This window comes from Streptomyces sp. NPDC033966 (genome assembly GCF_055575955.1).
In genome coordinates this window covers 313979-338328 of sequence record NZ_JBVIRQ010000005.1, presented here as the reverse complement: position 1 = coordinate 338328, position 24350 = coordinate 313979, and the positions used below count along the sequence as shown (strand labels likewise).

Here is a 24350-nt window from a genome sequence, read left to right as displayed (position 1 = left end):
TTGGGCGACCGCACAAGACCGCAGGTCAGACCATGTGCGCATCCGTGACCGACAGGGCCTCGTCGAGGATCGCCAGCCCCTTGGCCACGTCCTCGGCCGAGATGTTGCAGGGCGGGGCGACGTGGATGCGGTTCCCGGCGAGGAGCGGCCACAGGCCGCCCTTCTTCAGGGCCGCGCCGAAGGCGGCCATCGGCGCGTTGTCGGCGCCCGACGCGTTGTACGGGACCAGCGGCTCGCGGGTCTGCGCGTCCTTCACGAGCTCCAGGGCCCAGAAGGTGCCCATGCCGCGGACCTCGCCGACGGAGGGGTGGCGCTCCGCGATCTCGCGCAGCCCGGGGCCCAGCAGCTCGGCGCCCGTGCGCGCGGACTGCTCGACGATGCCCTCCTCGGCCATGGTGTTGACCGTGGCGACGGCGGCGGCGCAGGCCAGCACGTGCCCGGAGTACGTCAGACCGCCCGGGTAGGGCCGGCGGGCGAAGGTCTCGGCGATCGCGGCTGAGATGGCGACGCCGCCGAGCGGCACGTAACCGCTGGTGATGCCCTTGGCGAAGCAGAGGAGGTCGGGGGTGACCTCCCAGTGGTCGGCGGCGAACCAGGCGCCGGTGCGGCCGAAGCCGACCATGACCTCGTCCAGGATGAAGACGATGCCGTAGCGGTCGCAGAGCTCGCGCACGCCCTTGAGGTAGCCGGCCGGGGGCACGAGCACGCCGGGGGCGCCGCCCACGGTCTCCAGGATGATCGCGGCGATGGACTGCGGCCCCTCGAAGACGATCGTGTCCTCCAGGTGGCGCAGGGCGCGCTCGCACTCCTCGGCCTCGGTGGAGGCGTGGAAGGGCGAGCGGTAGAGGAACGGGCCCCAGAAGTGGACGACGCCGGCGGTCGCACCGTCGTTGCCGAAGCGGCGGGCGTCGCCGGTGAGGTTGATCGCGGTGGTGGTCGCCCCGTGGTACGAGCGGTACGCGGACATCACCTTGGGCCGGCCGGTGTGCAGCCGGGCCATGCGTACGGCGTTCTCCACGGCCTCGGCGCCGGCGTTGGTGAAGAAGATCTTGTCGAGGTCGCCGGGGGTGCGCTCGGCGATCAGGCGCGCCGCCTCGGAGCGGACGTCGACGGCGAAGCCGGGCGCGAGGGTGCAGAGCCTGGTCGCCTGCTCCGCGACGGCGGCGGCCACCTTGGGGTGCTGGTAGCCGATGTTGGTGTAGACGAGCGCACTGGAGAAGTCGAGGTAGCGGTTGCCGTCGTAGTCCCAGAAGTACGAGCCCTCGGCCCCGGCCACGGCGAGCGGGTCGATGAGCTCCTGAGCCGACCACGAATGGAAAACGTGGTTTCGGTCTGCTTCTTTGACTGCGTCTTTCACGGCCGCGAGGGCGTCGGCTTCTGCGTTCATATATCGAGGGTAGTTGTCCAGGATGTGGACGCCGGGGTGCCTGGGGTACGACACCCCGCCCGGGCGACTTGACGGACCCCGGGGCGGGTCCTCGACGGGTCCGTACGGCCCGCATAGCGTCCGTCGGACCGGCCGCTCCACGGGGGAGAGCGGCGGAAAACCCATGGTGGGAGCCCTGTGCGGCCCCGCGTAGCGCGCCGGGGGCGGCCCCGGGCCGCCCCCGGCGCGCCCCTGATCCGCCGCCCCGCGGCCCGTGGATCCGCCTTCGAGGCCCCTTCGAGGCCGGCGTTGCCCGGCGTTGCCCGGGCGGGCGGCTGAGGGGCACTCCATGACCTCGTACGGCCTCGCCTGCACCCCTCGCCGCCGCGCATCACGCTTCGGGCGCCGACTCGGCAGTAGCGTGGGGTCCGCGCGGGATTTGTCCGTCCCGGCCGGGGGTAGGTGCGGCGCCGGGGGGAGCGGCGTCGGAGACGGGAGGGCCTGTGGCGGAGCAGACGCGGCGGCTGGTCCTGGGCGGCGCCACGGCAGGGGTCGTGGCCCGGTGCCGTGACTTCACCCGGCGGGCCCTCACCGACTGGCTCTGGCCCGAGGGATCGGAGGCCGGGGAGGACCTGCTCCTGCTGGTCTCCGAGGTGGTCACCAACGCCTGTCTGCACGCGGGCGGCCCGCGCGAGCTGGTGCTGCGGCACGGCCCCGGCCTGCTGCGGGTCGAGGTGAGCGACGACAGTCCCGAGGAGCCGGTGCGCCGGGTGATGCGGGACCGCTCCCGGCCGGGCGGCCACGGACTGGTCCTGCTGGAGCGGCTCGCGAAGAACTGGGGCTCCCAGCCGGCCGCGGACGGCCGCCCCGGGAAGACGGTCTGGCTGGAGGTGACGGCCCCCGAGCCCCCCAGCGGCCTCCCGGGCCCCTGACCCAGCGGCCTCCCGGGCCTCTGACCCAGCGGCCTCCCGGGCCCCTGACCCACCGGCCTCCCAGGTCGTCCCTGATCCGCACTGACCCCTGACCCGCCCGCCCCCCGACCCCTGATCCCCCGCCCTTCGTCCGCCCGGGCCCCCGAGCAGCCCGGGCCGCTGCCCCGAGTGCCCCCGAGTGCCCCGAGCCGCCCGGCCGGGGCCTACGCCTCGGTGAGGAGTCCTCCGCGCAGCCGGGTCAGGGTGCGGTTCAGCAGCCGTGAGACGTGCATCTGGGACAGGCCCAGCCGGGCTCCGATCTCGGACTGGGTCAGCTCCTGCCCGAACCGCAGCGACAGCAGCTCGCGCTCCCGCTCCGGCAGCCCGGCGAGCATGGGCTTGAGGGACTCCAGGCACTCGATCCGGTCGTACGCGGGCTCCTCCTCGCCGAGCGAGGCGCGCTCCGCGGCCGGGTCGCGCTCCGAGTCCTCCTGCACGGGCGCGTCCAGGGAGCGCGCGGAGTACGCGCTGGCAGCCTTACGGCCCTCGCTGAACTCCTCCGGCGTGACGTCCAGCTCCTGCGCCATCTCGGCGTCGGTCGGCTCGCGGCCGAGGTCCTGCTCCAGCGCGTCGTGGGCCTTCGCGCTGTCGATCCGCAGCTCCTGGAGCCGGCGGGGAACCTTCACCGCCCAGCTGGTGTCGCGGAAGAACCTCTTGATCTCCCCGCTGATCGTCGGCATCGCGAACGTCGTGAACTCCACCCCGCGCTCCGGGTCGAACCGGTTGATGGCCTTGATCAGCCCGATCGTGCCGACCTGGACGATGTCCTCCATCGGCTCGCTGCGGCCGCGGAAGCGCCGGGCGGCGTACTTCACGAGGCTGAGGTTCAGCTCGACCAGGGTGTTGCGGACGTACGAGTAGTCGGCCGTCCCCTCGTCCAGTTCGGCCAGCCGGTGGAACAGGGCCGTGGAGAGGGCTCTGGCCTCGAGGGTTGCCGCGTCCATGCGGTCGGTGTGGTCCGCGCGGTCGGTGCTTCCGCCGCCGTCGCGGCCCTTGAGGGGGGTGTGGTCGCGCTCGGTACGGTCCATCGCTCTGCGCTCCTCAGACGGAGGCCCCGGGTCGCGGTCCCAGGTCATGAGCTGTTGGGGCCGTCACCGTCCAGGTGGATATACCCCCCGATTCAGGTCGATACCCGTGCTTTCTCTCGCGCCATGTTTCACGTGAAACCACCCCCGGCCCGAAATTCCTGGTCACAGGGGTGGGTGCGGCCTGCCTCCGCCCTGATCTCCGTCCGGCCCCCGGCACCACCTACGCTGCGGTGCATGGAGTCCTACACGATCGGCCAGGCGGCGCGGCTGCTCGGCGTCAGCAGTGACACCGCCCGCCGCTGGGCGGACGCCGAGCGCTTCCCGACCCGGCGGGAGGGCAACCGCAGGATCGTCGACGGGCCGGACCTGGCGGCGTTCTGCGTGGAGGTGGCCCAGGAGGCCGGTGAGGACGAGGAGGCCCCGTACACCTCGGCCCGCAACGCCTTCCCCGGCATCGTGACCGGAATCAGGCTGGGCTCGGTCAGCGCGCAGGTGGAGATCCAGGCGGGTCCGCACCGGGTGGTGTCGTTGCTGACCCGTGAGGCGGTGGAGGAGCTGGGCCTGGAGGTCGGCATGCGCGCCACCGCCCGGGTGAAGTCCACCAGCGTCTTCGTCGACCGCACCTGAGGCCCGGGCCTGGTGCTGTCCGGCCTCGGTACTGTCCGGCCTCGATGCGGCCGGCCCTCCATGCGGTCCGGCCCTCCATGCGGCCGGCCTCAATACGGCAGGCCGACCAGCCCCCGCCCCCGGGCGGCGGCGCCCGTGACGACCTCGCCCCACTCGCGCATCAGCGCGGTTGCCCCCTCGAAGGTGTCGAGCCGGCCCGGCCAGCGGAAGTCCGTGGCGTCGAGGGGTCCGCGCAGTTCCGCCAGCCGGGGTGCGACCCCCTGCCACGCGCGGGCGAGCGCCGGCACCTCGTCCGGCGCCCGGCCCAGCAGCAGCTGCGGGCGCCACGGCTCGGGGTCGTCCGGGAAGCCGCGCAGGGTCGGCGGGTCCTCGGCGTCCGGGTCCTCGGCGTAGTCCGGGCCGTCCCACACCAGGCCGCCGAGGAAGACGTCGAGGCCGTCCCGGAGGCCGGGCTCGGCGGAGCCCCTGGCGCTCTGCCAGATCTCGGCCAGCCAGAAGTGCCAGGCGTAGGTGCCGGTCGTCCCGGAGAAGCGGTACTCGGCGCACCACGAGACCCCGCGCGGCGAGGCCCAGTCGCCCTTCACGGCGCGGTCGGCCTCGTCGCAGGCGTCGCAGCAGAAGTACGGGTGCACGGCGTCGGTCAGGGCGTCCAGACGCTCGCCCGCCGGTATCCGGGCGAGGTGCTCCCAGTCGGCCGCGACCACGGTGATGTCCAGTCCCATCGCCGCAGGCTAACAACCAGCGCCGACGGCTACGGAGTCCGTACGAAGGCCCCCGCGCGGGCCGCCGCCACCGCCGCCGCGGCCGCCCGCCGGGCCGCGGCCTCGTCCAGCGGGGCGTCCGTGGTCAGCAGCCGGTAGTACAGCGGGGCGGAGACGGCGCGGACCACCTCGGCCGCGTCGGTGCCCTCGGGCAGCTCGCCCCGCTCGACGGCCTGCCGGACGCAGGGCGCCCACTCCGCGACCCGGACCTCGTAGAACCGGTGCAGTGCCTCGGCCGTCCTGGCGTCGCCCGTGGCCGCGGCGATGACGGCCTTGAACAGGGGGCCCTGGCGCGGGTCGGACAGGGTGCGCCGGACGAGCCCGGCGTTGGCGAGCAGGTCCTCCTCCAGCGAGCCCGTCTCGGTGCGCGGCAGCGACTGCTCGGCCATGTCCGTCAGCAGGTCGGCGACCAGGCCGGCCACGGTGCCCCAGCGCCGGTAGACGGTGGTCTTGCCGACCTCGGCCCGCCGGGCGACCTCGGCGAGGTCCAGCCCGTGGAAGCCCTGCTCGGCCAGCATGTCCCCGGCCGCCTCCAGTACCGCGGCCCGCACCCGGGCGGTCCGGCCCCCGGGGCGCACGGTCCCCGGCTCGGCGCACATGTCTCCCGCGCCCTCCGGGGCCTCACTCGGCGAAGTCATAACGGGTCTCCGGTTCCATTAATGGTGATCGGCTGTTACGTTGGGATCACCTTAAAGGGTCTGCGGTGCCATTACCGCTTACGGGAGGAGTCCGTCATGGAATACAGGCAGCTCGGCGCGTCCGGCCTCAAGGTCCCGGCCCTCGGCTTCGGAGCCGGCACCTTCGGCGGCCGGGGTCCCCTCTTCGGCGCCTGGGGCAGCACGGACGCCCAGGAGGCGCGCCGGATGGTGGACATCTCCCTGTACGCCGGCATCACCCTGTTCGACACCGCCGACGTCTACTCGGCGGGCGCCTCGGAGGAGGTCCTCGGGCAGGCCGTCAAGGGCCGCCGGGACGAGGTCCTCATCTCCACCAAGGCGGGCCTGCCCACCGGCGACGGCCCCGGTGAGTACGGCACCTCCCGCTCCCGCCTGATCCGGGCGGTCGAGGACGCCCTGCGCCGGCTCGGCACCGACCGCATCGACCTCTTCCAGCTGCACGGCTTCGACGCCGCCACTCCCGTCGAAGAGGTGCTGTCCACCCTCGACCAGCTCGTCCGGTCCGGCAAGGTCCGCTACACCGGCGTCTCCAACTTCGCGGGCTGGCAACTGATGAAGTCCCTCTCGGCCGCCGAGAAGCACGGCTTCCCCCGCTACGCGGCCCACCAGGTGTACTACTCCCTCGTCGGCCGCGACTACGAGTGGGAGCTGATGCCGCTCGGCCACGACCAGGGCGTCGGCGCGATGGTGTGGAGCCCCCTCGGCTGGGGCCGCCTCACCGGCAGACTGCGCCGCGGCCGCCCCCTGCCGGCCGGCAGCCGGCTGCACCAGACCGCCGACTACGGCCCGCCGGTGGAGGAGGAGCACCTCTACGACGTGGTCGACGCCCTCGACGAGGTCGCGGAGGAGACGGGCCGGACCATCCCGCAGGTGGCCATCAACTGGCTGCTGCGCCGCCCGACCGTCTCCACCGTCCTCGTCGGTGCCCGGAACGAGGAACAGCTGCGGCAGAACATCGGGGCCGTCGGCTGGGAGCTGACCCCCGGGCAGGTGGCCCGGCTGGACGCCGCCAGCCACCGGCCGGCGCCGTACCCGTACTTCCCGTACGAGCGGCAGGAGGGCTTCGCGCGCCTCAACCCGCCGCTGCTCGCGCGCAATTGACCGGTCCCGCCCGGCGCGTCAGATCCAGTCGCGCTGCGCGGCCCGCAGGCCCGCCTCGAAGCGGCTGCCCGCGCCGAGGCGCTTCATCAGCTCGGCCATCATCCGGCGCACCGTGCGCAGGGACAGCCCCAGTTGGCGGCCGGCGGCCTCGTCGGTGAGGCCGCAGCCCAGCAGCTTCAGCAGCTCCCTCTCCTGCCGCGTCAGGCCGTGGTCGTCGCGGTCCCGGCTCGTTCCCAGGGGCGTGGCCGACTCCCAGACCCGGTCGAAGAGCCCGGCGAGGCCGGCGATCACGCCCGGTTCGGCCAGCTCCACCGCGCCCTTGCGGGTGTTGTCCGGGTCGGCCGGCACGATGACGGTCTTCCGGTCGAAGAGCAGCATCCGCACGGGCAGTGTGGGAACGGTGCGGACCTCACCGCCGAGGTCGGTGAGCCACTCCGCGTACTCGCGGGTCACCGCGTCGTTGCAGACGCTGTCGAGGTAGACCGTCCGCATCCGGACGCCCCGGCCGAGCGTGTCGCGGTCCAGGGCCCTGCTCGCCTCCAGGCTGGCCCGGGACTGGGCGCCGCCCGGGTTGAAGGTGAGGCACTCGGAGCCGGTCTCGGCGGACAGCTCCCGGATCCGGCTCTGGACGGATTCCACGCCGAGGAACTGGCGTGCCACACGCCGGCTCTGACCGGTGTACAGGTCGGAATAGGTGCTGAGGGCCGCGGCCATGTCGGCCTCGCAGCGCTCGACGGCCTCCTGCCGCCGCTCCAGCTCGCGTTTGTGGTGGTTGAGGAGTTCGCGCAGGCCCGTGGCCGGGTCGCTGGGCCGCAGTTCGTCGTCCAGCGGGGAGCGGTGCAGGAGCTTCAGTTCGGTGAGCTTGGCCAGGGAGTCGCGGACTTCGGCTGCCGGCACCTCCAGACGGGAGGCGAGTTCGGTCTCCCCCCAGGTGCGGTCGGCCAGTACGAGCTGGTAGACCGCGGCCGTCCCGGCGTCGAGCCCCAGTAGTTCCAGCATGGGTGTTCCCCGTCCGGTCCCCCGCGCACTCTTCCTGCCCGAGCCGCGCCGAAGCGTCCAACTTATGAGACGCCCGGGTTCGACCGCCAGTTCGGGCGGTTCCGGGAGGGCTGGCACCGACCTGCCAGGCGGTTCTTCCTGCCCCCGGATCCGCTTCCGCCCGGAGTCCCCCGTGGGCCAGGCTGGGTGCGGAGACAAGGAGACGAAACCCGTGGAGAAGACCATCGCCCGCCCCGGCGTCCGCCCTGCTGTCCGCCCCGCCGTCCGCACCCGGCGGGAGCAGCTCCGCAACGGCGGCAGGGGAGCGCTGATCGGTACGGCCTTCGGGCTGATGTGGTTCGCGCTCGGCCAGCCGGCCGTCCAGGGCGCCGCCCGTCCGGCCGTACTGGGGGCCGGGCTGGTCCTGCTGGCGGCGAGCGCGGCCGCCGTCGTACGCCTCTTCGTGCTGGCGCGGCGCACCCCCGCCGAGGAGGCGGGCCTGCCGACGGCGCCCGCCCCGGCCGGCGGGCCGAAGTTCCTCACCGTGGTGCTCGTACAGGCCGTCGCGCTCGGAGTGGGCAACGGCTTCGTGCGCAACTCCCTGCACCGGCCGGAGCTCATGCTGAGCTGGTCGGCGCTGGTGGTCGGGGCGCACTTCTTCCCGATGGCGCGGAGCCTGAGCGCGCCGGTGCTGCGGGTGGTCGGCGTGGCGATGATCGCCACCGTCGGCCTCGCGGCCCTGGCCGCGCTGCTGCCCGGGGCGACCGCGCACGTCTGGCAGGCCGTGCCGGGAGTCGGCTGCGCGGCCGTGCTGTGGACGGCCGGGGCGGTGACCGGCCTGCGCGCGGGCCGGCGTCTCACCCCCTAGGCCCTGTCCGGGCGGCGTGGGCCCGCGAAGATCGCCCGGACAGGGCCTAGCGGGTCAGGGAGTCCAGCCAGGCGGTGAGGCGGGCGCCCTCGCGGGTCATGACCTCGGGCTCGCGCAGGGCGTTGGCCAGGAGCGACATGCCCTGGTAGCCGGCGACGAGGGTGAGGGCGAGACCGTCCGGGTCGGGCAGGTCCAGGGACCGGAACTGGAGGCCGGCCCAGTCCAGCAGCCGCCGGATGACCGCGCCCGCCTCCGCGTCCAGCGTCCCGTCCGGCCGCTTGTCGAGTTCGACGGCCAGGGTGCCGGTGGGGCAGCCGCGCCGGGCGGCGGTCTCGCGCTGGGAGACCCAGGCGGCGACCAGGCCCTTGAGGCGCTCCAGCGGGTCGGACAGCTCGTCCAGCCGCCGGGTGAGTCCGTCCAGGTGGGAGCTCTGTTCGGACAGGGCGGCCCGGACCAGGTCGTCCTTGGTCTTGAAGTAGTAGTAGACGTTCCCGACGGGGACGCCGGCCGCCTGGGCGATGTCCGCGAGGGTGGTCCGTTCGACGCCCTGCTCGTGCAGGACCCGCGCGGCAGCCTCGGCGAGGCGCCTGCGCTTCTCGGCCGCCCGTGCCGTGCGGGATCCCGGTGAGTCAGTCACCCGACCGACTATAGGGGCCCCGCCGCCGGGCGTGGCGGGGATCGTCACGCGGCCGGCCACGGCCCGCGGACCCCTCACCGCGCGGCGCGGCTGAACGCCCTGCGGTACGAGCGCGGCGGCACCCCGCGCCGCCGTACGAACTGCTCGCGCAGCACCGCCGCGCTGCCGAAGCCGACCAGCCGGGCGATCTCCTCGACCGGCAGGTCGGTGGTCTCCAGCAGCTCCTCGGCACGGCTGAGCCGCAGCCCCAGCAGCCAGGCGTGCGGGGTGGTGCCGGTCGAGGCCGCGAACCGGCGGGCGAAGGAACGCCGGCTCATCAGCGCCCGGCGGGCCAGCTCCGCCACCGGCAGCGACTCGTGCAGGTGCTCCCGCGCCCACGCCAGCACCTCGGCCAGCTTCTCGTCCCGGCAGTCCTCCGGCACCGGCGTCGCCAGGTACTGGGCCTGGCCCCCGTCGCGGTGGGAGGGCAGCACCAGGTCCCGGGCTATGGCGTTGGCCGTCGCGGCCCCGTACTCCCGCCGCAGCAGGTGCAGGCACAGGTCGAAGCCGGCGGCGGCGCCCGCGCCCGTGACGACCGCCCCCTCGTCCACGTACAGGGAGTCCGGTTCGACGCTGATCCCCGGATGGCGTTCGGCCAGCAGGCCGGCGAACCGCCAGTGGGTGGTGGCGCGGCGCCCGTCCAGCAGCCCGGCCGCCGCGAGCGCGAACGCCCCGACGCAGTGCGCCGCCACCAGCGCGCCCCGCCCGTGCGCGGCGGCCAGCGCCTCCAGCACCGCGGCCGGCGGCGGCGTGCGGAAGTCCGCCCAGGGCAGGGCGATCACGAGATCGGCGGAGGCCAGCCGGTCCAGGCCGTGCTCCACCATCAGCGGCAGCCCGACATCGCTGCGCACCGCCCCGGGCCGGTCCGTGCAGAGGGCGAAGTCGAAGCGGGGCAGGCCCTGCCCGCGCTCGTCGAACACCTCGGAAACGATCCCCGCCCCCAGCATCCCGACACCGGGAGGGGCGTACGCGGCGACGGACACGAAGGGCGGCATGCGCGCAGTCTGGCACGTGCCACCGCCGCGGCGGTGGCACGATTCCCGCGATCAGTGGCAGTACGGCCACTCGTGAAGGGGCCCGCCACGACGAAGACTTGGGGCCATGACGAACACACCGCTCGACGCCACCGCCCGCTTCCGCATCCTGACCACCGGCTACACCCTCTCCACCGGCCCCGGCGTGGCCGCCACCGTCTCCTACGTGGGCGACGGCGCCCGCCACGTGATCGTCGACCCCGGCATGGTCGCCGGGCGCGACCGGATCCTCGGCCCGCTCGCGGAGATGGGGCTCGGCCCCGACGACATCACCGACGTGGTGCTCAGCCACCACCACCCCGACAACACCATGAACGTCGGCCTCTTCGGCCACGCCCGCGTCCACGACCACAAGGCGATCTACGAGAACGACCAGTGGACCGACCGCGACGCCGAGGGTCACGAGCTGAGCCCCTCGCTCCGGCTGATCCGCACCCCGGGCCACAGCCGCGAGGACATCACGCTGCTGGCCGGCACGGACGAGGGCGTCGTCGCCTTCGTGGGCGACCTGTGGTGGCGCCCCAACGGCCCGGTCGACGACCCGGTCGCCCCCGACCACGACGTCCTGCGGGCGTCCCGGGAGCGGGTGCTCGCCGCCGCGGACGTGATCGTCCCCGGCCACGGTCCCGCCTTCCCGGCGGACGACACCGCGCCCCTGTAGGCCCTGTCCGGGCGATCTTCGCGGGCCCACGCCGCCCGGACAGCGCCTGGGCGGGACGGTCAGACGGCGGCGGCGGTGGCCGCCACGCGGACGGCGGCCCGGCGCGCGGTCACGTAGGCGTACGGGGACCCGCCGTAGGCCAGCCGGAACTCGCGGCTGAGCTGTCCGGCCGGCATGTCCTCACCCCGCGCGAGGGCCAGGACGTCCAGCGGCCGCGCGTACTCCCGGTCGATCCGGTCGCGCACCCGGCGCAGCCGCACGAGCGTCCTCAGGTGCTGCGCCTCGGTGAGCGCGCGCGCCCACCCGGGGCGGCACATCAGCGCAGTTCCTGGATCCGGACCAGGTTCCCCGCGGGGTCGCGGAAGGCGCAGTCGCGCACGCCGTACGGCTGGTCGGTCGGCTCCTGGACCACCTCGGCGTCGGTGGCCTGCACCTTCTCGAAGGTGCCGTCCAGGTCGGGGGTGGCCAGCAGGATCCAGCCGTAGGTGCCCTTGGCCATCATCTCGAGGATGGTGCGGCGCTCGTCCTCGGTGATGCCGGGGTCGACGGCCGGCGGTGCCAGGAGGATCGACGTACCGGGCTGTCCGACGGGGCCGACGGTGATCCAGCGCATCTTGCCCTGGCCGACGTCGCTGCGGACCTCGAAGCCGAGGACGTCGCGGTAGAACGCCACCGAGGCGTCCGGGTCGTCGTGCGGGAGGGCCGTGGTGTGAATGGTGATGTCCATGCCCGCCACGTTAGTTGCGGGCCACGGGAGGCGCTTCTCGAATCCTGACCGGTTCACTTCCCCCCGCTCGGGGCCCTGGAGTTCGCCTTCCGCCGCCCCCACGAGCACCCCAGCCACAGCAGCCGCACCGCGGTGGCCACCCAGACGCCGGCGAAGAGCCAGAGCAGGGCCGGCGCGCCCGTCGCCACGGCCCGTACGAAGAGGCACGCGCAGCCGAGGACGAGCAGCGCGGTCCACGTGCCCGCCCGGCTCCAGGTGCCGCTCCACGGTCCGATCCCGCGGCGCAGCGTACGGAGCCTGCGGTCGAGGCGCTCGTCGGACCGCAGGTCCCCCTCGATGCCGGCGAGGATCATGCGCTCGCGCTCCGAGAGCTCGGGGCCGTCCATGGCAGACCTCCCGGGATGTCCGGCGCCCGCGACCGTCCGCGGCACTCTCCGCGGCGCGGGCGCCCGCTGCGCCTACCCTCCCGGCCGCCGTCCACACCCTCAGGGGGTGTCCAGCTGGTCGGTCAGCCGCTTGAGGGCCTTGGCGCCCAGCGGGTCCACCAGGGGGTGCAGGGCACGGTCCAGCAGCCGGACGCCCGGGATCCGCAGGGCGCCGAAGAAGGCGAAGCGGGTGCCGTCCCCCTCGGGCACGGCGGCCATCCCGCCCAGGACGAACCGGCTCTGCATCAGGCACCAGCCGGGCCGCAGCACGATGTCGAAGCGCGCCCGCATGCCCAGCGGGCTGCGCGCCCTGGCCTCCAGGCGGTCGCCGCGGGCCGAGGTCACGGTGAAGGCGCTGATGTCGGTGATCAGCCGGGGCAGCTGCTCCTCCAGGTCGGAGGCCAGCCCCCAGACCCGGTCGAAGGGTGCCGGGACCAGGTGTTCCGCGTAGCTGGCGGCCGGAGTGGTGCGGGCGACGACCCGCAGCCTGCGGACCGCGTCGAGTTCGGCGACGGGCCAGTCCTCGTTCAACGTCCCCACGCCTTCCTGAAGTTGCGGCGGGCCCGGAAGAGCCGGGTCCGCACGGTGGGCTCGGGTACGCCGAGCAGTGCGCTGACGGAGTGCTCGTCCATGCCCTCCAGGTCGCGCAGGACCAGGACGGCGCGGTGGGCCGGGGTGAGGCGCTCCAGCACGTCCCGTATGTCGGCGGCGAGCTGGGGATCGCCGGCGGCGGGTACGTCGTCGAGCGGGTCCGGGACGGTCCGGGCCGCCGACCGGGCGACCCGGACCGCCTCCCGTACGGCGATCACCCGTACCCATCCGAACAGGGCGGCGGGCTCGCGCAGTTGCCCCAGCTTGCGGAAGACCACGATCAGCGCCTCCTGTGCGGCGTCCGGGCCGTCCTGGAGGGCGATGGGCCCGCACAGCCGCCCGACGTAGGGGGTCAGCAGGTCGAGCAGGTCCTGGACGGCCATCCGGTCGCCGCGCTGGGCGGCGCGCACGAGCTCCGCCACGTCCGCGTTCGCCTGCGTGTCCACGGCCGTGCTCGCGGTCGTGCTCGCGGCCGTTTCCGCGGTGCCGGTTCTGCTCACGGGATCCCCCTTGCTTCCTCCTCGGCGAGGTCTCGGCAAGGAAGAGCACGGAGGGCCCCCGAACATTCCCTGTGACCCGCGTCACGTACGGGCCCCGCCGGGGGTCGCCGCGGCCGCTCCCGGGGGTGACGAGTCGGGAGTCCCGTCGTTGGCCTTCCAAAAAGATCATTTCGGAGGCCGGCAGTGAACGGACAGCGGACGAGGACGAGCGGGCGGCATCTGGTCCTGGACGACGCCGAGGACGTACGGACCGCGGCGGGCGCGCTCGCGGAAGGCTGCGCGGTGGCCCACGGGTTCGGGAACTTCTACGCCGTCACCGCGCGCGCCGACCGGGCCGCCGTCGAGCGCGTCAACCGGATGAAGGGCCGCCCCGACGGGCAGGTCGGCAGCGTCACCACGGTCCCCGAGCGGGTCCCGTCGCTCTTCGACTGGAACCTGCTCCCCCCGGCCCTGCCGCGCCGGCAGCTCCGCCAGCTCGTCGAGGAGCTGTTCCTGCTCGGCCCGTTCGGGTTCCGGGGACCGGCCGCCGCGCACGTGCCGCGGCATCTGACGGCCGTCCAGGACGGGGTCACGACCGTGCAGCTCATCGGCCCGGGCTACCGCTGCCCGTCCAACGGCTTCCTCGCCGAGGCGCTGGACCGCACCCGCGGCGCCCTGCTGTCCGTCAGCTCGGTGAACCGTTCCCGGTACCTGACCGGCGCGGAGCACGAACCGGCCCACTGGCGGGCCGAGGGGGTGATCGCCGACTTCGGCCACGAGGAGGACGTCAGGATCCTCGTGCACGACGACGAGCCCGCGGCCCGCCGCCGCCACCCGCACCACGCCCCGATGTCGACCACGGTGCTGTCCTTCCACCACGCACCCGGCCGCGGCCGCTCGGGCCTGCCCGTCCTCACCCTCGAACGGCACGGCTCCCTCTCGGCGGACCACACCCGGGCCGTCGCCGCCAACCACGGCTTCGCCGTCGTCCCGTCGCCCCGGGCGGCCCGCCGCCTGCACTGCCGCACGTACGCGGACTGACCGGGTCGGCCCGGGAGCGCGGGGTGGTCGGTGTATCCGTCCTCCCCGCCCACGCAGGCCCGGCCGTTCCGCCTCCGGGTGCGGGTCCCGGCGAAGGCGCGGATGCTGGTTGTGCCGGCCGCGCTCCGGGTGTGCCGGCGTCCGCGAGGAGGAACCCATGTCGATGCTCGACAAGCTCAAGAGTCTGCTGCAGGGCCACGAGGACACGGCGAGGCAAGGGGTCGAGAAGGCGGGCGACGCCTTCGACGCGAAGACCGGCGACAAGTACCAGAGCCAGGTGGACATGGCCCAGCAGAAGATCAACGAGCAGCTGGGAACCACCGAGAAGCCGCAGGAGCGCCCGCCGCAGGGCTGACTTCCCCGAAGCCCCCACCGGCCGCCGTCGCGTTCCTCCGGGCCGGCCGCCCGGCCCTCGCCGGCCGGGCCGCCGCCCGGGAACCCGGCGGCGGCCGGGGCTGTTTCAGGCGAGCCGGCGGCCGTCGCGCATGAGGTCGCGCGCGGCGGCGCGGTCGTCATGGGTGCCTCCGGCAAGTCGGGGCGGTTCGGGGCGGGTTCAGCGGGCCCGGTCTTCGCCGGTCACCTGCCGCCGGTTCCGTAGGCGGCCATGAACATGTCCAACAGGCCGTCGACCGCGCTCTCGTCGATGGGGCGGGCCGACAGCAGGCTGCGGTAGTACAAGGTGCCGCACAGCACTTCGGCGGCGAATTCCAGGTTCACGTCCGCGACCAGTTCCCCGGCGAGCTGGGCGCGGGTGAGCCGGAGCACTTCAGCCGCAGCCCCCGTCGTGTGACCCACGCCATACCCGTTTCCTGTCAGGAATCGGGGCGCTGTTCCGCTCAAGTCGCCGAAGCAGCAAGCAAAACCGACGGGAGCGAGACATGAAGCACCGCATCGTCGTCCTGGGTGCCGGCTATGCCGGGGCCTACGCGGCCGGGACCCTGGCCCGCCGGCTGTCGCCGGAGGACATCGAGATCACCGTGGTCAACGCCGAGCCGGACTTCGTCCAGCGGCTGCGGCTCCACCAGCTCGCGGCCGGCCAGGAGATCGACGCCCCGAAGCTCGCCGACGTCTTCGCGGGCACGGGGATAGGGCTGCGCCTGGGCCGTGTCACCGCCGTCGATCCCGAGCGCCAGGCCGTCACCGTGGCGGACGCCGACGGCGGCGGCGAGTTCGGCTACGACACACTGATCTACGCACTCGGCAGCCGCGACGCCGACCACGGGGTCCCCGGTGTGGCCGAACACGCCTTCGGCGTCGCCGGCCGGCCCTCCGCGCTGCGCCTGCGCGAGCGCCTGGACGGCCTGAGCCGGCAGGACGGCGGCGGCCGCGTACTGGTCGTCGGCGACGGCCTGACCGGCATCGAGACCGCCACCGAGATCGCCGAATCCCGGCCCGGCCTGTCGGTGACGCTGGTCGCCCGCGGCGAGCTGGGCGCCGCGCTCGCGGCCGGAGCCCGCGAGTACCTGCGGCGGGCCTGCGACCGGCTGGGCATCAGCGTCCTGGAGCACACCACCGTCGAAGCCGTCGAAGCCGGGCGCGTACTGTGCGCCGACGGCACCGTCCTCGCGTCCGACGCGACCGTGTGGACGGCCGGGTTCGCGGTACACCCCCTCGCGGCCGCGAGCGGGCTGGAGGTCACCGAGGACGGCCGGATCGTCGTCGACCGCACCATGCGGGCGGTCTCGCACCCGAACGTCTACGCCGTCGGCGACAGCGCCCACGCCATCGGCGACAACGGCCGGCCGCTGCCGATGTCCTGCGCCTCGGCCGGCTTCACCGGCCGGCAGGCCGTGGACGCGATCGTGGCCCACCTGACCGGCCGCGAGATCGCGAACACCAAGCTGGAGTACGTGGGCAACCACATCAGCCTCGGACGGGGGGACGGGATCCTGCAGATGGTCGACGACCAGGGGCGGGCGAAGCCCACGTACATGGGCGGCCGGAAGGCCGCACGGATCAAGGCGGGCATCGTGAGGATGTCGCTGTGGGCCACCTCGCACCCGACCTTCGGCCTGCCCAAGCGCAAGCACCGGCTGGCCGCCGCACCGCAGGGGGCCACCGCCCCGTCCAAGGCGTTCGTGTAGCGGCCCGGGATGATCAACGTGGACCGCACCGCGAGCGACCGCTTCGACACCAGCCGGTTCGAGGCCAGCCGGAACAGGCTGGCCTCGCTGGCGTACCGCCTGCTGGGCTCCGCCGCCGACGCCCAGGACGCGGTGCAGGACGCGTTCCTGCGCTGGCAGGCCGCCGACCGGCAGCGGATCGAAGTGCCGGAAGCATGGCTGACCAAGGTCGTCACCAACCTGTGCCTCGACCGGCTCCGTTCGGCGCAGGCCCGCCGCGAACGCACCGCCGGCGCCTGGCTGCCCGAACCGCTCCTCGACGGCGACCCGATGCTCGGCCCGGCCGAAACCTTCGAGCAGCGCGAATCGGTGTCCCTGGCGGTGCTGACCCTCATGGAGCGCCTGTCCCCGCTAGAGCGGGCCGTCTACGTCCTGCGCGAAGCGTTCTCCTACGGCCACGCCGAGATCGCCGAGATCCTCGGCATCACCGAGTCCGCGAGCCAGCAGCACCTCCACCGCGCCCGGAGCCGCGTCACCGCCGCGCGCCGCCGCGGCCCCGAGGTCGACCCGGCGTCCGCCCGCAGGATCGTCGAGGAATTCCTCACCGCTGCCACCTCGGGCCGCACCGAACGGCTGGTGGCGATGCTCACCGACGACGTGGTCGCGATCTCCGACGGCGCCGGCCTGTCCGAGAAGCTGCTGCGGTTCGACACTCCGCAGCGCGTCGCCGCCGTCGCACGGGGCGGCTTCAAATCCACGCCCGCGAAGCGACGGCTGGCCGGCGGCGCGGCCTCCGGCCATTACGCGCTCGTCAACGGCGCCCCCGCCGTCCTCTTCGTGGTCGGCGACCGGGTGGTCGGGGCGGTGACGTTCGACCTCACCAACGGCAAGATCGCGACCGTGCGCGGCATCGCCGCCCCCCTCCGCCTCGTCCGCCTCGGCGAAGCCTGGCGGCAGCACGGCCCGGACACACCGCTCATCGCCGAGTGGTGACCCGGGCCCGCCTCGGGAATCGGCCTAGGACTGTGCGTCGACCGCAGCGGGGTCGAGGGAGTCGACGTCCTCCATGAAGGAGAGCATCCGGGCGTTGACCACGTCGGGGTGGTCGATCTGCGGGCCGTGGCCGGTCGCGGTGATGATCTCGGCGCGGGCTCCGGGGACGAGGCGCGGCACCCGCTCCAGCTGCCGCTTGGGGTGCACGAGCAGGCTGTGCCTGCCCATGATGACGTAGAGCGGGGTCCGGATGGACCGCAGTGCGTCCTCGGCCAGTGGCAGCGGTGCGGGGCGGCGGATCCGGTACGCGCGGGCGCCGAGCTGGATCCACTTGCGCATCTCGGGGACGGCGATCACCGGCTGGTCCAGCCACTTGGCGAGCCGGGGGCGCAGCGCCTTCGGGGCGAAGGTGGCGAACAGGCTCACGAAGACCCAGGCGAAGAAGCGCAGGCCGACCTTCTCCAGGCCGCCGGGGTCGAGGGCGGTGACCGAGGCGAGCCGTCCGGGCCGCCGGTGGGCCTGGTTGAGCACGAGCCAGCCGCCGTAGGAGGAGCCGACGAGGTGGACCCGGTCGAGGCCGAGCGCGTCGAGGGCCTCGTCCATCCACTGCGCGGCACGCTCCGGCTGCCACATCGGCTCGCGGTGGACGCTGCGGTTCGCGTCGCCGGGGGTGTCGAGGGCGTAGACGGGGCGGTCGAGGCTGAGCCCGGGGGTGTTGGGGTACCACATCGCCGAGCTGTAGCCGGCGCCGTGGATCAGGACGATCGGGGTGCGGGACTCGGCCGCGGGGTCCGTGGGCCCGTACCGGTAGACGTGGGTGGTGCCGAAGCTGGTCTCCACGTCCGTCTCGGAGCGGATCGGCGCGCCCATCGCGTAGAGCACGTCGGCGGCGGCGAAGTAGCGGTCACGCAGGGCGTCGTCGATGTAGCGGCCGACATCGCGGCGTGCGCGGGCGGTGTTCTCGGGCACGGCGGCACCTCCTGTGAAGATCCGTGTTCGTGGTACGACCGTATCACTAATGTGGTACATCGGTATCATGAAAGGGTTCGGGCAGCGGAGCGCGAAACCACGATCGACGGGCGGAGACACGGGACCATGCCGAAGCGGGTGGATCACGAGGAGCGGCGCGCCCAGATCGCCGAGGCGCTCATCCAGGTCGCGGGGCGGCGCGGGCTGCATGCGATCGGCATGCGGGACGTGGCCGCGGAAGCCGGTGTGTCGCTCCGGCTCGTGCAGTACTACTTCGAGACCAAGGAGAAGCTGCTCTTCTACGGCCTCCGGCACCTGACCGACCGCTTCACCGCGAGGGTGGGCGCCCGCCTGGCCGCCGTCGGCCCGGACCCCGGGCCGCGCGCCACGGTGGAGGCGCTGCTGCTGGCCTCGCTGCCGACCGACGAGGAGAGCCGTACCTTCCACCTGCTCTACAGCTCGTACGCGATCCTGTCCGTGACGGACGAGGCGCTGGCCGCACAGCCGTTCATCGACAACCCCGACGCCGCGGAGAACGCCCTGACCGGGCTCCTGGAGCAGGCGCAGGAGGCCGGCCTGGCCGACCCGGACGCCGACGCCCGCACGGAGGCGATCAGCCTGCTCGCGATGGCGGCGACCATGGGCACCAGCATCCTCGTGGGCCAGCGGAGCCCGGAATCGGCGATCGCGGTGCTCCACCACCACCTGGACCGGATCTTCGCGACCGCCCGGGGGATTCACGATGTGAACAGCGCACGAGGACGCGTTTGATCCTGGGGGGATGCCGAGCCTCTACGGCTGGGCCTCTACGACTGGGCCTCTACGACTCGGTCGGACCGGAGGGCTGCACCCGCGCGATGCCGGACACCGGTCCGAGACGGGCGGGGCGGGGCGGGGCGGTCAGGTGGGCCGGGCGAGACCGAAGAGGAGGTCGTAGCCAGGTGGGAGCTGGAGCAGGGCCTCGCGGGTGAGCTCGTCTCCGGCCGCGGCGGCCACGGAGGAGAGGACCGCGCCGATGTCCCAGAGCGCGGTCTTCTCGGTGGCGCCTTCGATCCAGGCCGCGGCCGCGCGGACGAAGCGTTCGGGCGTGAGCGGTTCGGCGGCCTGCAGGGGATTGAGGAGGATCAGGGCGTACGTCTCGGGGAGCCGGGCGGCGAGTTCGGCTCGCACCGTGCCCACCAGGTGAGCGCCCAGTAGGGCCAGGACGACGCGGGCGGCTCGTTCGGCTTCTTCCCGAGTGCGGTATTCGCCGCGTTCCTGGACGTGCTCCAGGAACGCCTCCGGGCGCATCGGCATCTCATCACCTCCGGGGGAGGGGAGGGGAGGGGGCGGCGGAGGGGCGGGTGCCGGAGGGGGGATCGCAGCCGCCGTCCTCCGCCGTTGGGGGCCCTGCTGGTCAGCCGGAGATCTGCTTGCGGCCGGCCTCTCCACCGATGGCGATCTTCCGAGGCTTGGCGCGTTCGGCGATCGGGATGCGCAGGGTGAGGACACCTGCTTCGTAGTCGGCCTCGATGTGCTCGGTGTCGAGGGTGTCGGCCAGCATGACCTGGCGGGAAAAGACGCCCAGGGGCCGTTCGGAGAGCTCCATCTGTACGCCGTCGGACTGCTCGGCAGGCCGGCGCTCGGCCTTCACGGTGAGCATGTTCCGTTCGACGTCGATGTCGATGGCCTCGGTGCTCACGCCGGGGAGGTCGAAGGCGATCACGTACGCGTCGCCCTGGCGGTAGGCGTCCATCGGCATCACGGACGGCTTCGACCACGTGCCCGACGCACCCGAGAGCTGCTGAAGGATCCGGTCCATCTCGCGGAACGGGTCAGTGCGCATCAACATCGCGAAACACCTCCAGTTGGTTCAGGCAGGAACTGCCAATGCGCTTCAACGTCCTCCCGTTGTAACATGTCATCGGAACGATGACAAGCGACAGGTCATCTGGAGGATGACAGAGCGGAGACGTCATGAATGAAGCTGCCGAGCCGGCCACACCCGTTCCCTTTCCGGCCGCTGCCGCGGCGCTGGAAGCCATCGAGCAGACCGTGCGAGATGCGCGGCAATCCCCTCGGGGAACCGCGGCGGCCGGACCGCCGCCCATGGCCGACTCCGGCCCGCACCCTGCCCTGGCCGCACTGCTGATGCTGCGCGAGGTCCGCGAGCAGCTCGCCGGCTGGGAAAGCGGCTTGATCGAGGCCGCACGGGAGCAGGGTGCGAGCTGGGCGGATCTTGCCGGGCCCCTGGGGGTCGCCAGCCGTCAGGCCGCCGAACGGCGCTACCTGAGACTGCGTCCCGGCGTCGCCGGAAGCACCGGCGACCAGCGCGTCCAGGCCACCCGGGACAGGCGTGCAGCCGACCGCACCGTGTCGGCCTGGGCCCGCGACAACGCGGCGGACCTGCGTCGGCTCGCCGGCCAGGTCACCGCCCTCACGGGCCTGTCGGCCGACGCCCGAGGAGCGGTCGACGAACTGAACCTGGCGCTCGCCGACAACGACGCGGCCCACCTCGTCCGCCCCCTGACCGGCACCCGGCCCCACCTGAGGCCGGAGGACGTCGCACTCGCCGAGCGGATCGACGCCATGACCCGGCACACCGACAGGCTCCGCCGTGAAAGCGGTGACCGGCGCAGTACGTGACGCCGTACGTGACCCGATGAGCTCCGGAGCGCCGGCCGGCCGGAGCGGGCGCGGCGGTTTCAGGCCGAGGTCGGAGGAGTCTGCGATTCGGCGGCGCGGCGGTATTCCGCGTTGATGCGCTGGGCTTCCTCAAGCTGGTCTTCGAGGATGATGATGCGGCAGGCGGCTTCGATGGGGGTGCCCTGGTCGACGAGTTCCCGGGCCCGGGCGGCGATGCGCAGCTGGTAGCGGGAGTAGCGGCGGTGGCCGCCCTCGGAGCGCAGCGGGGTGATGAGGCGGGCTTCGCCGATGGCGCGGAGGAAACCCTGGCTGGTGCCGAGCATCTCGGCGGCCCGGCCCATCGTGTAGGCGGGGTAGTCGTCGTCGTCGAGGCGGCCGAACGAGTCGTCTGCTGTCATTGAACCTCTCTCAGGGAACGCGTGGAGGGGCCCTGGTGCCGTATGGCACCAGGGCCCCGAAGGAACTACTACACCATCTGTCGGCCCTGGTACTGCGCCGACCTCCTGTTTCCGCGGACCCGACCTGGCTGCTGTCGGGTGTGCGGGGATCGCGGTTGCTTGACCGGAGACCACCTCACTATCGATGTCCTGCGGTACCCGGGCCGGCTTCCCGCCCGGGCGATCCTGATGGTGCTGGGGCTCCTCCGTTCTTCCCTCGGTGATCAACTGCGTACTGCTGGTACTGCGTACTGCTGGTACTGCTGGTACTGCGTACTGCTCAGCGGCCTTGCCCAGCGCCGCTCTCCGGCAGCCAGCCCCGTCGCCCATCGTGCGTCTGCTCTGGCTTGGAACCCCACTGCCGAACTTCCCGGTGCGCGCGTCCGCAGCCGACGCCTTCACCGAGGTGCTGCTCACTGACTTCACTGCTGGGTACTGCCACTGCGTAACCGCGGTACTTCTCTTGGAGGCCCCTGATCACTGCGGGCCGCCCGGTCCGGTGGTCAGTCCCGTCGCCGTCCTGCAACAGCCATGGCTTCGACACTCCACCACCGCACCGCCCTGCTGAACTGCACCTACCTGTACTGCGGTACTGCGGTACTGCGGTACTGCTGCCCGGCAGTTCGTCTCTGCCGGGCCCTGTGATCTCTCTGGCTACGAGAGAAACCATAACCACGCCACGGCCCAATGTCTACTCCGGCCGAGATAGATTTTTGCGTGTCCGGTGAGGAGGTAATCGGCACCGCCCGCGATGGGGTCAGACGTGCGGGGGCGCTGCCGGGTGGGCGCCGACCACTGACCGCCGCCCGCCTGGGAACCCCCTGGACACGCGGAAGGGGCCGACCGGCACGTGCCGGTCGGCCCCTCATCGCTGTTTCGGTCGTCGGCTCGCGACGCCCTGCCGGTCAGACGGCCACTGGGGTGCCGAGCATCGCGGAAGCCTGCTGGAGCGGGCTGAGGGCGCGCGGGGCCACGGCGGCCGGAGGGAGGACGCGGCAGGTGAACCCGAGCTGGGTCATGGCCCGGAGGACTTCGCCGGTGCTGAAGTCGCGGCGGTCCTGGCGGGTGATGACCTGACCGACCTGCTTGGCGGGGTACGTTCGGCGGCCGATGATCACGGACGCCCCGGTGACCTCTTCGGGCTTGACGCCCTTCATCGACTCGAGGACACCGCTCTTGGTGAGGTCGAACGGGAAGCGGGCGATGACACAGCGCATGAGGCCTCACAGTCGGAAGAAGGGGGGGATGGTCGTGCCGGTGGGGCCGGTCAGCTGGCGCGGGCGAGAACTCCCAGGGCGCCGCCCTGCTCGTCGACGACGGGCAGGGCGTCCAGCCCGCGGTGGCGCATCGCGTGCTCGGCTTCGGCCGTCGTCGTCCTGGACGAGGTGACGAACGGTCCGCGCTCGCCGATCACAGCGCGCAGGCGGACCTGGTCCGTGTACGCCGAGCTGTCACGGACGGTGGCGAGCTGGGCCCGGGTGACCAGCCCACTGCACAGGCCGTCCTCGTCGCAGACGAGCAGACGGTCCGTGCGGGCACTGGACATGACGGCCAGGGCCACCTCGACCGTCATGTCGTCACAGACCTGCGGGTCGGCGGCGGCGATGGCATCGTCGTCCACCGTCCGGTGTACCGGGTCGGGACGTGCTGAGCGGGGCTGCATCCGGACCAGCGTCACAACGTGCCTCCTGCAGAGATGGGTCAGTCTTCTGATCACGTGGTTCTCATGCGGCCGCGTCGAAGGCGGGCTTTCGCGCACCTTCGCGCCGGCCGGCAGGAGCGGGGCGCCGCCTGCCGCGGGAGGCCGCACCGCGCTTGGCGCGTTCGGTGACCGGTGCCGTGATGACCACGGGGATCCCGGAGGGGGCCTGGGCGCCGGTGATCCGGCTGAGGGCCGCTTCGCCGGAGCGGACCTGCGTGGTCTGCGGCACGATCCCGGCCGCCAGCATGAGGCGGGTCATGTCGCGGCGCTGGTTGGGGGTGACCAGGGTGACGACGCTGCCGGACTCGCCGGCGCGGGCGGTGCGTCCGCCGCGGTGCAGGTAGTCCTTGTGGTCGGTGGGCGGGTCGACGTTGACGACGAGGTCGAGGCTGTCGACGTGGATGCCGCGGGCGGCGACGTTCGTGGCGACCAGAACGCTGACGTGCCCGGTCTTGAACTGGGCCAGGGTCCGGGTCCGCTGGGGCTGGGACTTCCCGCCGTGCAGGGCCGCGGCGCGGACCCCGCTGTTGAGGAGGTCCTGGGTGAGGCGGTCCACGGCATGCTTGGTGTCGAGGAACATGATCACGCGGCCGTCGCGGGCGGCGATCTCCGTCGTCGTGGCCTGCTTGTCCGCGCCGTGGACGTACAGGACGTGGTGCTCCATCGTGGTCACCGCACCCTGCGAGGGGTCCACCGAGTGGACGACCGGGTCGGTGAGGTACCGGCGCACGAGGAGGTCGACGTTGCGGTCCAGGGTCGCGGAGAACAGCATCCGCTGGCCCTCGGGACGCACCTGGTCCAGCAGGGCGGTGACCTGCGGCATGAAGCCCATGTCGGCCATCTGGTCGGCCTCGTCCAGGACGGTGATCGCGACCTGGTTCAGGCGGCAGTCCCCACGGTCGATGAGGTCCTTCAGCCGTCCCGGGGTGGCGACGACGACCTCGGCGCCCGCCTTGAGCGCATTGGCCTGACGCCTGATGGGCATCCCGCCCACCACGGTCGCCAGGCGCAGCTTCACGGCGCGGGCGTAGGGGGTGAGGGCGTCGGAGACCTGCTGGGCCAGTTCACGGGTCGGGACCAGGATCAGGGCCAGCGGCTGACAGGCTTCGGCGCGCTGTCCGGCGGTCCGGGCCAGCAGGGCGAGGCCGAAGGCGAGGGTCTTGCCGGAGCCGGTCCGGCCGCGGCCGAGTACGTCACGGCCGGCGAGGGAGTTCGGCAGCGTCGCGCCCTGGATCGGGAACGGCACCGTCACACCCTGCGTACGCAGTGCGGCCAGCAGCTCGGCCGGCATGTCGAGGGCGTCGAAGGTCTCGACGGGCGGCAGCGCCGGGGTGACCGTCTTCGGCAGGGCGAACTCACCCTGCACCGCGGCGGGCCGGCGGCCGTAGCCGCCTGAGCGGCTCGGACCGCCGGAACGGCCCCCGGAGCGGCTCGCGGAGGGCGACCCGAAGCGGCCGCCCCGCTCCGCGCCGGCGCCGGCGCCGAAAGCGGGGCCGCCGGTGCGGCTGCGGGTGCGGGCGGAGCGGTTGTTCGTGCGGATGGGGTTCATT

General features: G+C 73.2%; 30 protein-coding genes and 1 pseudogene. 11 read left to right on the top strand and 20 right to left on the bottom strand.

The window, feature by feature from the left end; all coding sequences use genetic code 11:
- Positions 1 to 25: 25 nt before the first annotated feature.
- Entirely contained in the window at positions 26 to 1387 is a 1362-nt protein-coding gene (locus tag ACZ518_RS16805) for an aminotransferase class III-fold pyridoxal phosphate-dependent enzyme (RefSeq protein WP_469113782.1), read from the bottom strand.
- A gap of 482 nt (positions 1388 to 1869) precedes the next feature.
- Between ACZ518_RS16805 and ACZ518_RS16800 the strand changes: the two genes are divergently transcribed.
- Positions 1870 to 2298 carry an ATP-binding protein gene (locus tag ACZ518_RS16800; protein WP_469113781.1) on the top strand — a complete coding sequence of 143 codons (429 nt, stop codon included), beginning with the start codon at positions 1870 to 1872 and terminating at the stop codon, positions 2296 to 2298.
- 203 nt (positions 2299 to 2501) lie between these two features.
- Here ACZ518_RS16800 and ACZ518_RS16795 read toward each other — a convergent pair whose 3' ends face one another.
- Positions 2502 to 3365 (bottom strand): SigB/SigF/SigG family RNA polymerase sigma factor, encoded by an 864-nt coding sequence (locus ACZ518_RS16795; protein WP_469113780.1) that lies wholly within the window; start codon positions 3363 to 3365, stop codon positions 2502 to 2504.
- A gap of 234 nt (positions 3366 to 3599) precedes the next feature.
- Between ACZ518_RS16795 and ACZ518_RS16790 the strand changes: the two genes are divergently transcribed.
- Positions 3600 to 3992, top strand: a complete 393-nt coding sequence (locus ACZ518_RS16790; RefSeq protein WP_007265105.1) for a TOBE domain-containing protein — start codon at positions 3600 to 3602, stop codon at positions 3990 to 3992.
- A gap of 89 nt (positions 3993 to 4081) precedes the next feature.
- Here ACZ518_RS16790 and ACZ518_RS16785 read toward each other — a convergent pair whose 3' ends face one another.
- Together ACZ518_RS16785 and ACZ518_RS16780 are read right to left on the bottom strand one after the other, a co-directional pair.
- Positions 4082 to 4714, bottom strand: a complete 633-nt coding sequence (locus ACZ518_RS16785) for a hypothetical protein (protein ID WP_469113779.1) — start codon at positions 4712 to 4714, stop codon at positions 4082 to 4084.
- Between the two features lie 29 nt (positions 4715 to 4743).
- Complete coding sequence (locus ACZ518_RS16780; RefSeq protein ID WP_469113778.1) at positions 4744 to 5391, bottom strand: TetR/AcrR family transcriptional regulator; 648 nt, start codon at positions 5389 to 5391, stop codon at positions 4744 to 4746.
- Positions 5392 to 5487: 96 nt separating this feature from the next.
- Here ACZ518_RS16780 and ACZ518_RS16775 point away from each other — a divergent pair, with 96 nt between their 5' ends.
- Complete coding sequence (locus ACZ518_RS16775; protein WP_469113777.1) at positions 5488 to 6531, top strand: aldo/keto reductase; 1044 nt, start codon at positions 5488 to 5490, stop codon at positions 6529 to 6531.
- An 18-nt stretch (positions 6532 to 6549) separates the two neighbouring features.
- On the opposite strand, the gene ACZ518_RS16770 is transcribed toward ACZ518_RS16775, so the two are convergent.
- On the bottom strand, positions 6550 to 7530 hold the full coding sequence (locus tag ACZ518_RS16770) for a LuxR C-terminal-related transcriptional regulator (protein ID WP_469113776.1): 981 nt from the start codon (positions 7528 to 7530) through the stop codon (positions 6550 to 6552).
- Between the two features lie 211 nt (positions 7531 to 7741).
- Between ACZ518_RS16770 and ACZ518_RS16765 the strand changes: the two genes are divergently transcribed.
- A complete protein-coding gene (locus tag ACZ518_RS16765) occupies positions 7742 to 8377 on the top strand; it encodes a hypothetical protein (RefSeq protein ID WP_469113775.1) in 636 nt (211 codons plus the stop codon).
- A 46-nt stretch (positions 8378 to 8423) separates the two neighbouring features.
- Here the strand turns inward: ACZ518_RS16765 and ACZ518_RS16760 are convergent, their stop codons facing one another.
- Positions 8424 to 9014, bottom strand: a complete 591-nt coding sequence (locus ACZ518_RS16760; protein WP_469113774.1) for a TetR/AcrR family transcriptional regulator — start codon at positions 9012 to 9014, stop codon at positions 8424 to 8426.
- A gap of 74 nt (positions 9015 to 9088) precedes the next feature.
- On the bottom strand, positions 9089 to 10048 hold the full coding sequence (locus tag ACZ518_RS16755) for a GlxA family transcriptional regulator (RefSeq protein ID WP_469113773.1): 960 nt from the start codon (positions 10046 to 10048) through the stop codon (positions 9089 to 9091).
- A 106-nt stretch (positions 10049 to 10154) separates the two neighbouring features.
- Here ACZ518_RS16755 and ACZ518_RS16750 point away from each other — a divergent pair, with 106 nt between their 5' ends.
- Positions 10155 to 10748: an MBL fold metallo-hydrolase gene (locus ACZ518_RS16750; RefSeq protein ID WP_469113772.1), complete on the top strand. Its 594-nt coding sequence runs from the start codon at positions 10155 to 10157 to the stop codon at positions 10746 to 10748.
- Between the two features lie 98 nt (positions 10749 to 10846).
- Here the strand turns inward: ACZ518_RS16750 and ACZ518_RS16745 are convergent.
- The 5 genes and pseudogenes from ACZ518_RS16745 to ACZ518_RS16725 all read right to left on the bottom strand — a co-directional run.
- A pseudogene (locus ACZ518_RS16745) lies at positions 10847 to 11065 on the bottom strand (AraC family transcriptional regulator); the annotation flags it as partial.
- Complete coding sequence (locus ACZ518_RS16740; protein WP_469113771.1) at positions 11065 to 11475, bottom strand: VOC family protein; 411 nt, start codon at positions 11473 to 11475, stop codon at positions 11065 to 11067. The gene ACZ518_RS16740 and the pseudogene ACZ518_RS16745, both read right to left, overlap by 1 nt.
- A 53-nt stretch (positions 11476 to 11528) precedes the next feature.
- On the bottom strand, positions 11529 to 11861 hold the full coding sequence (locus tag ACZ518_RS16735; protein ID WP_469113770.1) for a DUF3040 domain-containing protein: 333 nt from the start codon (positions 11859 to 11861) through the stop codon (positions 11529 to 11531).
- Between the two features lie 99 nt (positions 11862 to 11960).
- A complete protein-coding gene (locus ACZ518_RS16730) occupies positions 11961 to 12440 on the bottom strand; it encodes a hypothetical protein (protein ID WP_469113769.1) in 480 nt (159 codons plus the stop codon).
- Positions 12428 to 12991 carry an RNA polymerase sigma factor gene (locus ACZ518_RS16725; RefSeq protein WP_469113768.1) on the bottom strand — a complete coding sequence of 188 codons (564 nt, stop codon included), beginning with the start codon at positions 12989 to 12991 and terminating at the stop codon, positions 12428 to 12430. Before ACZ518_RS16725 ends, ACZ518_RS16730 begins: the two co-directional genes overlap by 13 nt.
- A gap of 183 nt (positions 12992 to 13174) precedes the next feature.
- On the opposite strand from ACZ518_RS16725, the gene ACZ518_RS16720 reads away from it, so the two are divergent.
- Positions 13175 to 14011 (top strand): L-threonylcarbamoyladenylate synthase, encoded by an 837-nt coding sequence (locus ACZ518_RS16720; protein WP_469113767.1) that lies wholly within the window; start codon positions 13175 to 13177, stop codon positions 14009 to 14011.
- Between the two features lie 157 nt (positions 14012 to 14168).
- Complete coding sequence (locus ACZ518_RS16715; protein WP_469113766.1) at positions 14169 to 14366, top strand: antitoxin; 198 nt, start codon at positions 14169 to 14171, stop codon at positions 14364 to 14366.
- 221 nt (positions 14367 to 14587) lie between these two features.
- Here ACZ518_RS16715 and ACZ518_RS16710 read toward each other — a convergent pair whose 3' ends face one another.
- Positions 14588 to 14806 (bottom strand): TetR-like C-terminal domain-containing protein, encoded by a 219-nt coding sequence (locus tag ACZ518_RS16710; RefSeq protein WP_469113765.1) that lies wholly within the window; start codon positions 14804 to 14806, stop codon positions 14588 to 14590.
- A gap of 83 nt (positions 14807 to 14889) precedes the next feature.
- Between ACZ518_RS16710 and ACZ518_RS16705 the strand changes: the two genes are divergently transcribed.
- Positions 14890 to 16095 (top strand): NAD(P)/FAD-dependent oxidoreductase, encoded by a 1206-nt coding sequence (locus tag ACZ518_RS16705; RefSeq protein ID WP_469113764.1) that lies wholly within the window; start codon positions 14890 to 14892, stop codon positions 16093 to 16095.
- A gap of 9 nt (positions 16096 to 16104) precedes the next feature.
- On the top strand, positions 16105 to 17067 hold the full coding sequence (locus ACZ518_RS16700) for a sigma-70 family RNA polymerase sigma factor (protein ID WP_469113763.1): 963 nt from the start codon (positions 16105 to 16107) through the stop codon (positions 17065 to 17067).
- A 24-nt stretch (positions 17068 to 17091) separates the two neighbouring features.
- Here ACZ518_RS16700 and ACZ518_RS16695 read toward each other — a convergent pair whose 3' ends face one another.
- Positions 17092 to 18036 (bottom strand): alpha/beta fold hydrolase, encoded by a 945-nt coding sequence (locus tag ACZ518_RS16695; RefSeq protein ID WP_469113762.1) that lies wholly within the window; start codon positions 18034 to 18036, stop codon positions 17092 to 17094.
- A 126-nt stretch (positions 18037 to 18162) separates the two neighbouring features.
- Here ACZ518_RS16695 and ACZ518_RS16690 point away from each other — a divergent pair, with 126 nt between their 5' ends.
- Positions 18163 to 18807: a TetR/AcrR family transcriptional regulator gene (locus tag ACZ518_RS16690; RefSeq protein ID WP_469113761.1), complete on the top strand. Its 645-nt coding sequence runs from the start codon at positions 18163 to 18165 to the stop codon at positions 18805 to 18807.
- Positions 18808 to 18936: 129 nt separating this feature from the next.
- Here ACZ518_RS16690 and ACZ518_RS16685 read toward each other — a convergent pair whose 3' ends face one another.
- Together ACZ518_RS16685 and ACZ518_RS16680 are read right to left on the bottom strand one after the other, a co-directional pair.
- Positions 18937 to 19332: a DUF2267 domain-containing protein gene (locus tag ACZ518_RS16685; RefSeq protein WP_469113760.1), complete on the bottom strand. Its 396-nt coding sequence runs from the start codon at positions 19330 to 19332 to the stop codon at positions 18937 to 18939.
- Between the two features lie 100 nt (positions 19333 to 19432).
- Positions 19433 to 19867 carry an Hsp20/alpha crystallin family protein gene (locus tag ACZ518_RS16680; RefSeq protein ID WP_469113759.1) on the bottom strand — a complete coding sequence of 145 codons (435 nt, stop codon included), beginning with the start codon at positions 19865 to 19867 and terminating at the stop codon, positions 19433 to 19435.
- Between the two features lie 125 nt (positions 19868 to 19992).
- Here ACZ518_RS16680 and ACZ518_RS16675 point away from each other — a divergent pair, with 125 nt between their 5' ends.
- Positions 19993 to 20661, top strand: coding sequence for an HSP18 transcriptional regulator (locus tag ACZ518_RS16675; RefSeq protein ID WP_469113758.1), 669 nt, complete (start codon positions 19993 to 19995; stop codon positions 20659 to 20661).
- A gap of 59 nt (positions 20662 to 20720) precedes the next feature.
- On the opposite strand, the gene ACZ518_RS16670 is transcribed toward ACZ518_RS16675, so the two are convergent.
- The 4 genes from ACZ518_RS16670 to ACZ518_RS16655 form a co-directional block, all read right to left on the bottom strand.
- Positions 20721 to 21059: a MerR family transcriptional regulator gene (locus ACZ518_RS16670; protein ID WP_469113757.1), complete on the bottom strand. Its 339-nt coding sequence runs from the start codon at positions 21057 to 21059 to the stop codon at positions 20721 to 20723.
- Positions 21060 to 22003: 944 nt separating this feature from the next.
- Positions 22004 to 22315 (bottom strand): SCO5918 family protein, encoded by a 312-nt coding sequence (locus ACZ518_RS16665; RefSeq protein WP_469113756.1) that lies wholly within the window; start codon positions 22313 to 22315, stop codon positions 22004 to 22006.
- A 50-nt stretch (positions 22316 to 22365) separates the two neighbouring features.
- Positions 22366 to 22776 (bottom strand): CBS domain-containing protein, encoded by a 411-nt coding sequence (locus ACZ518_RS16660; protein WP_469113755.1) that lies wholly within the window; start codon positions 22774 to 22776, stop codon positions 22366 to 22368.
- Between the two features lie 46 nt (positions 22777 to 22822).
- The gene (locus ACZ518_RS16655) at positions 22823 to 24349 is read right to left on the bottom strand and encodes a DEAD/DEAH box helicase (protein ID WP_469113754.1); all 1527 of its coding nucleotides are present in this window, start codon (positions 24347 to 24349) and stop codon (positions 22823 to 22825) included.
- Between the last annotated feature and the right edge of the window lies 1 nt (position 24350).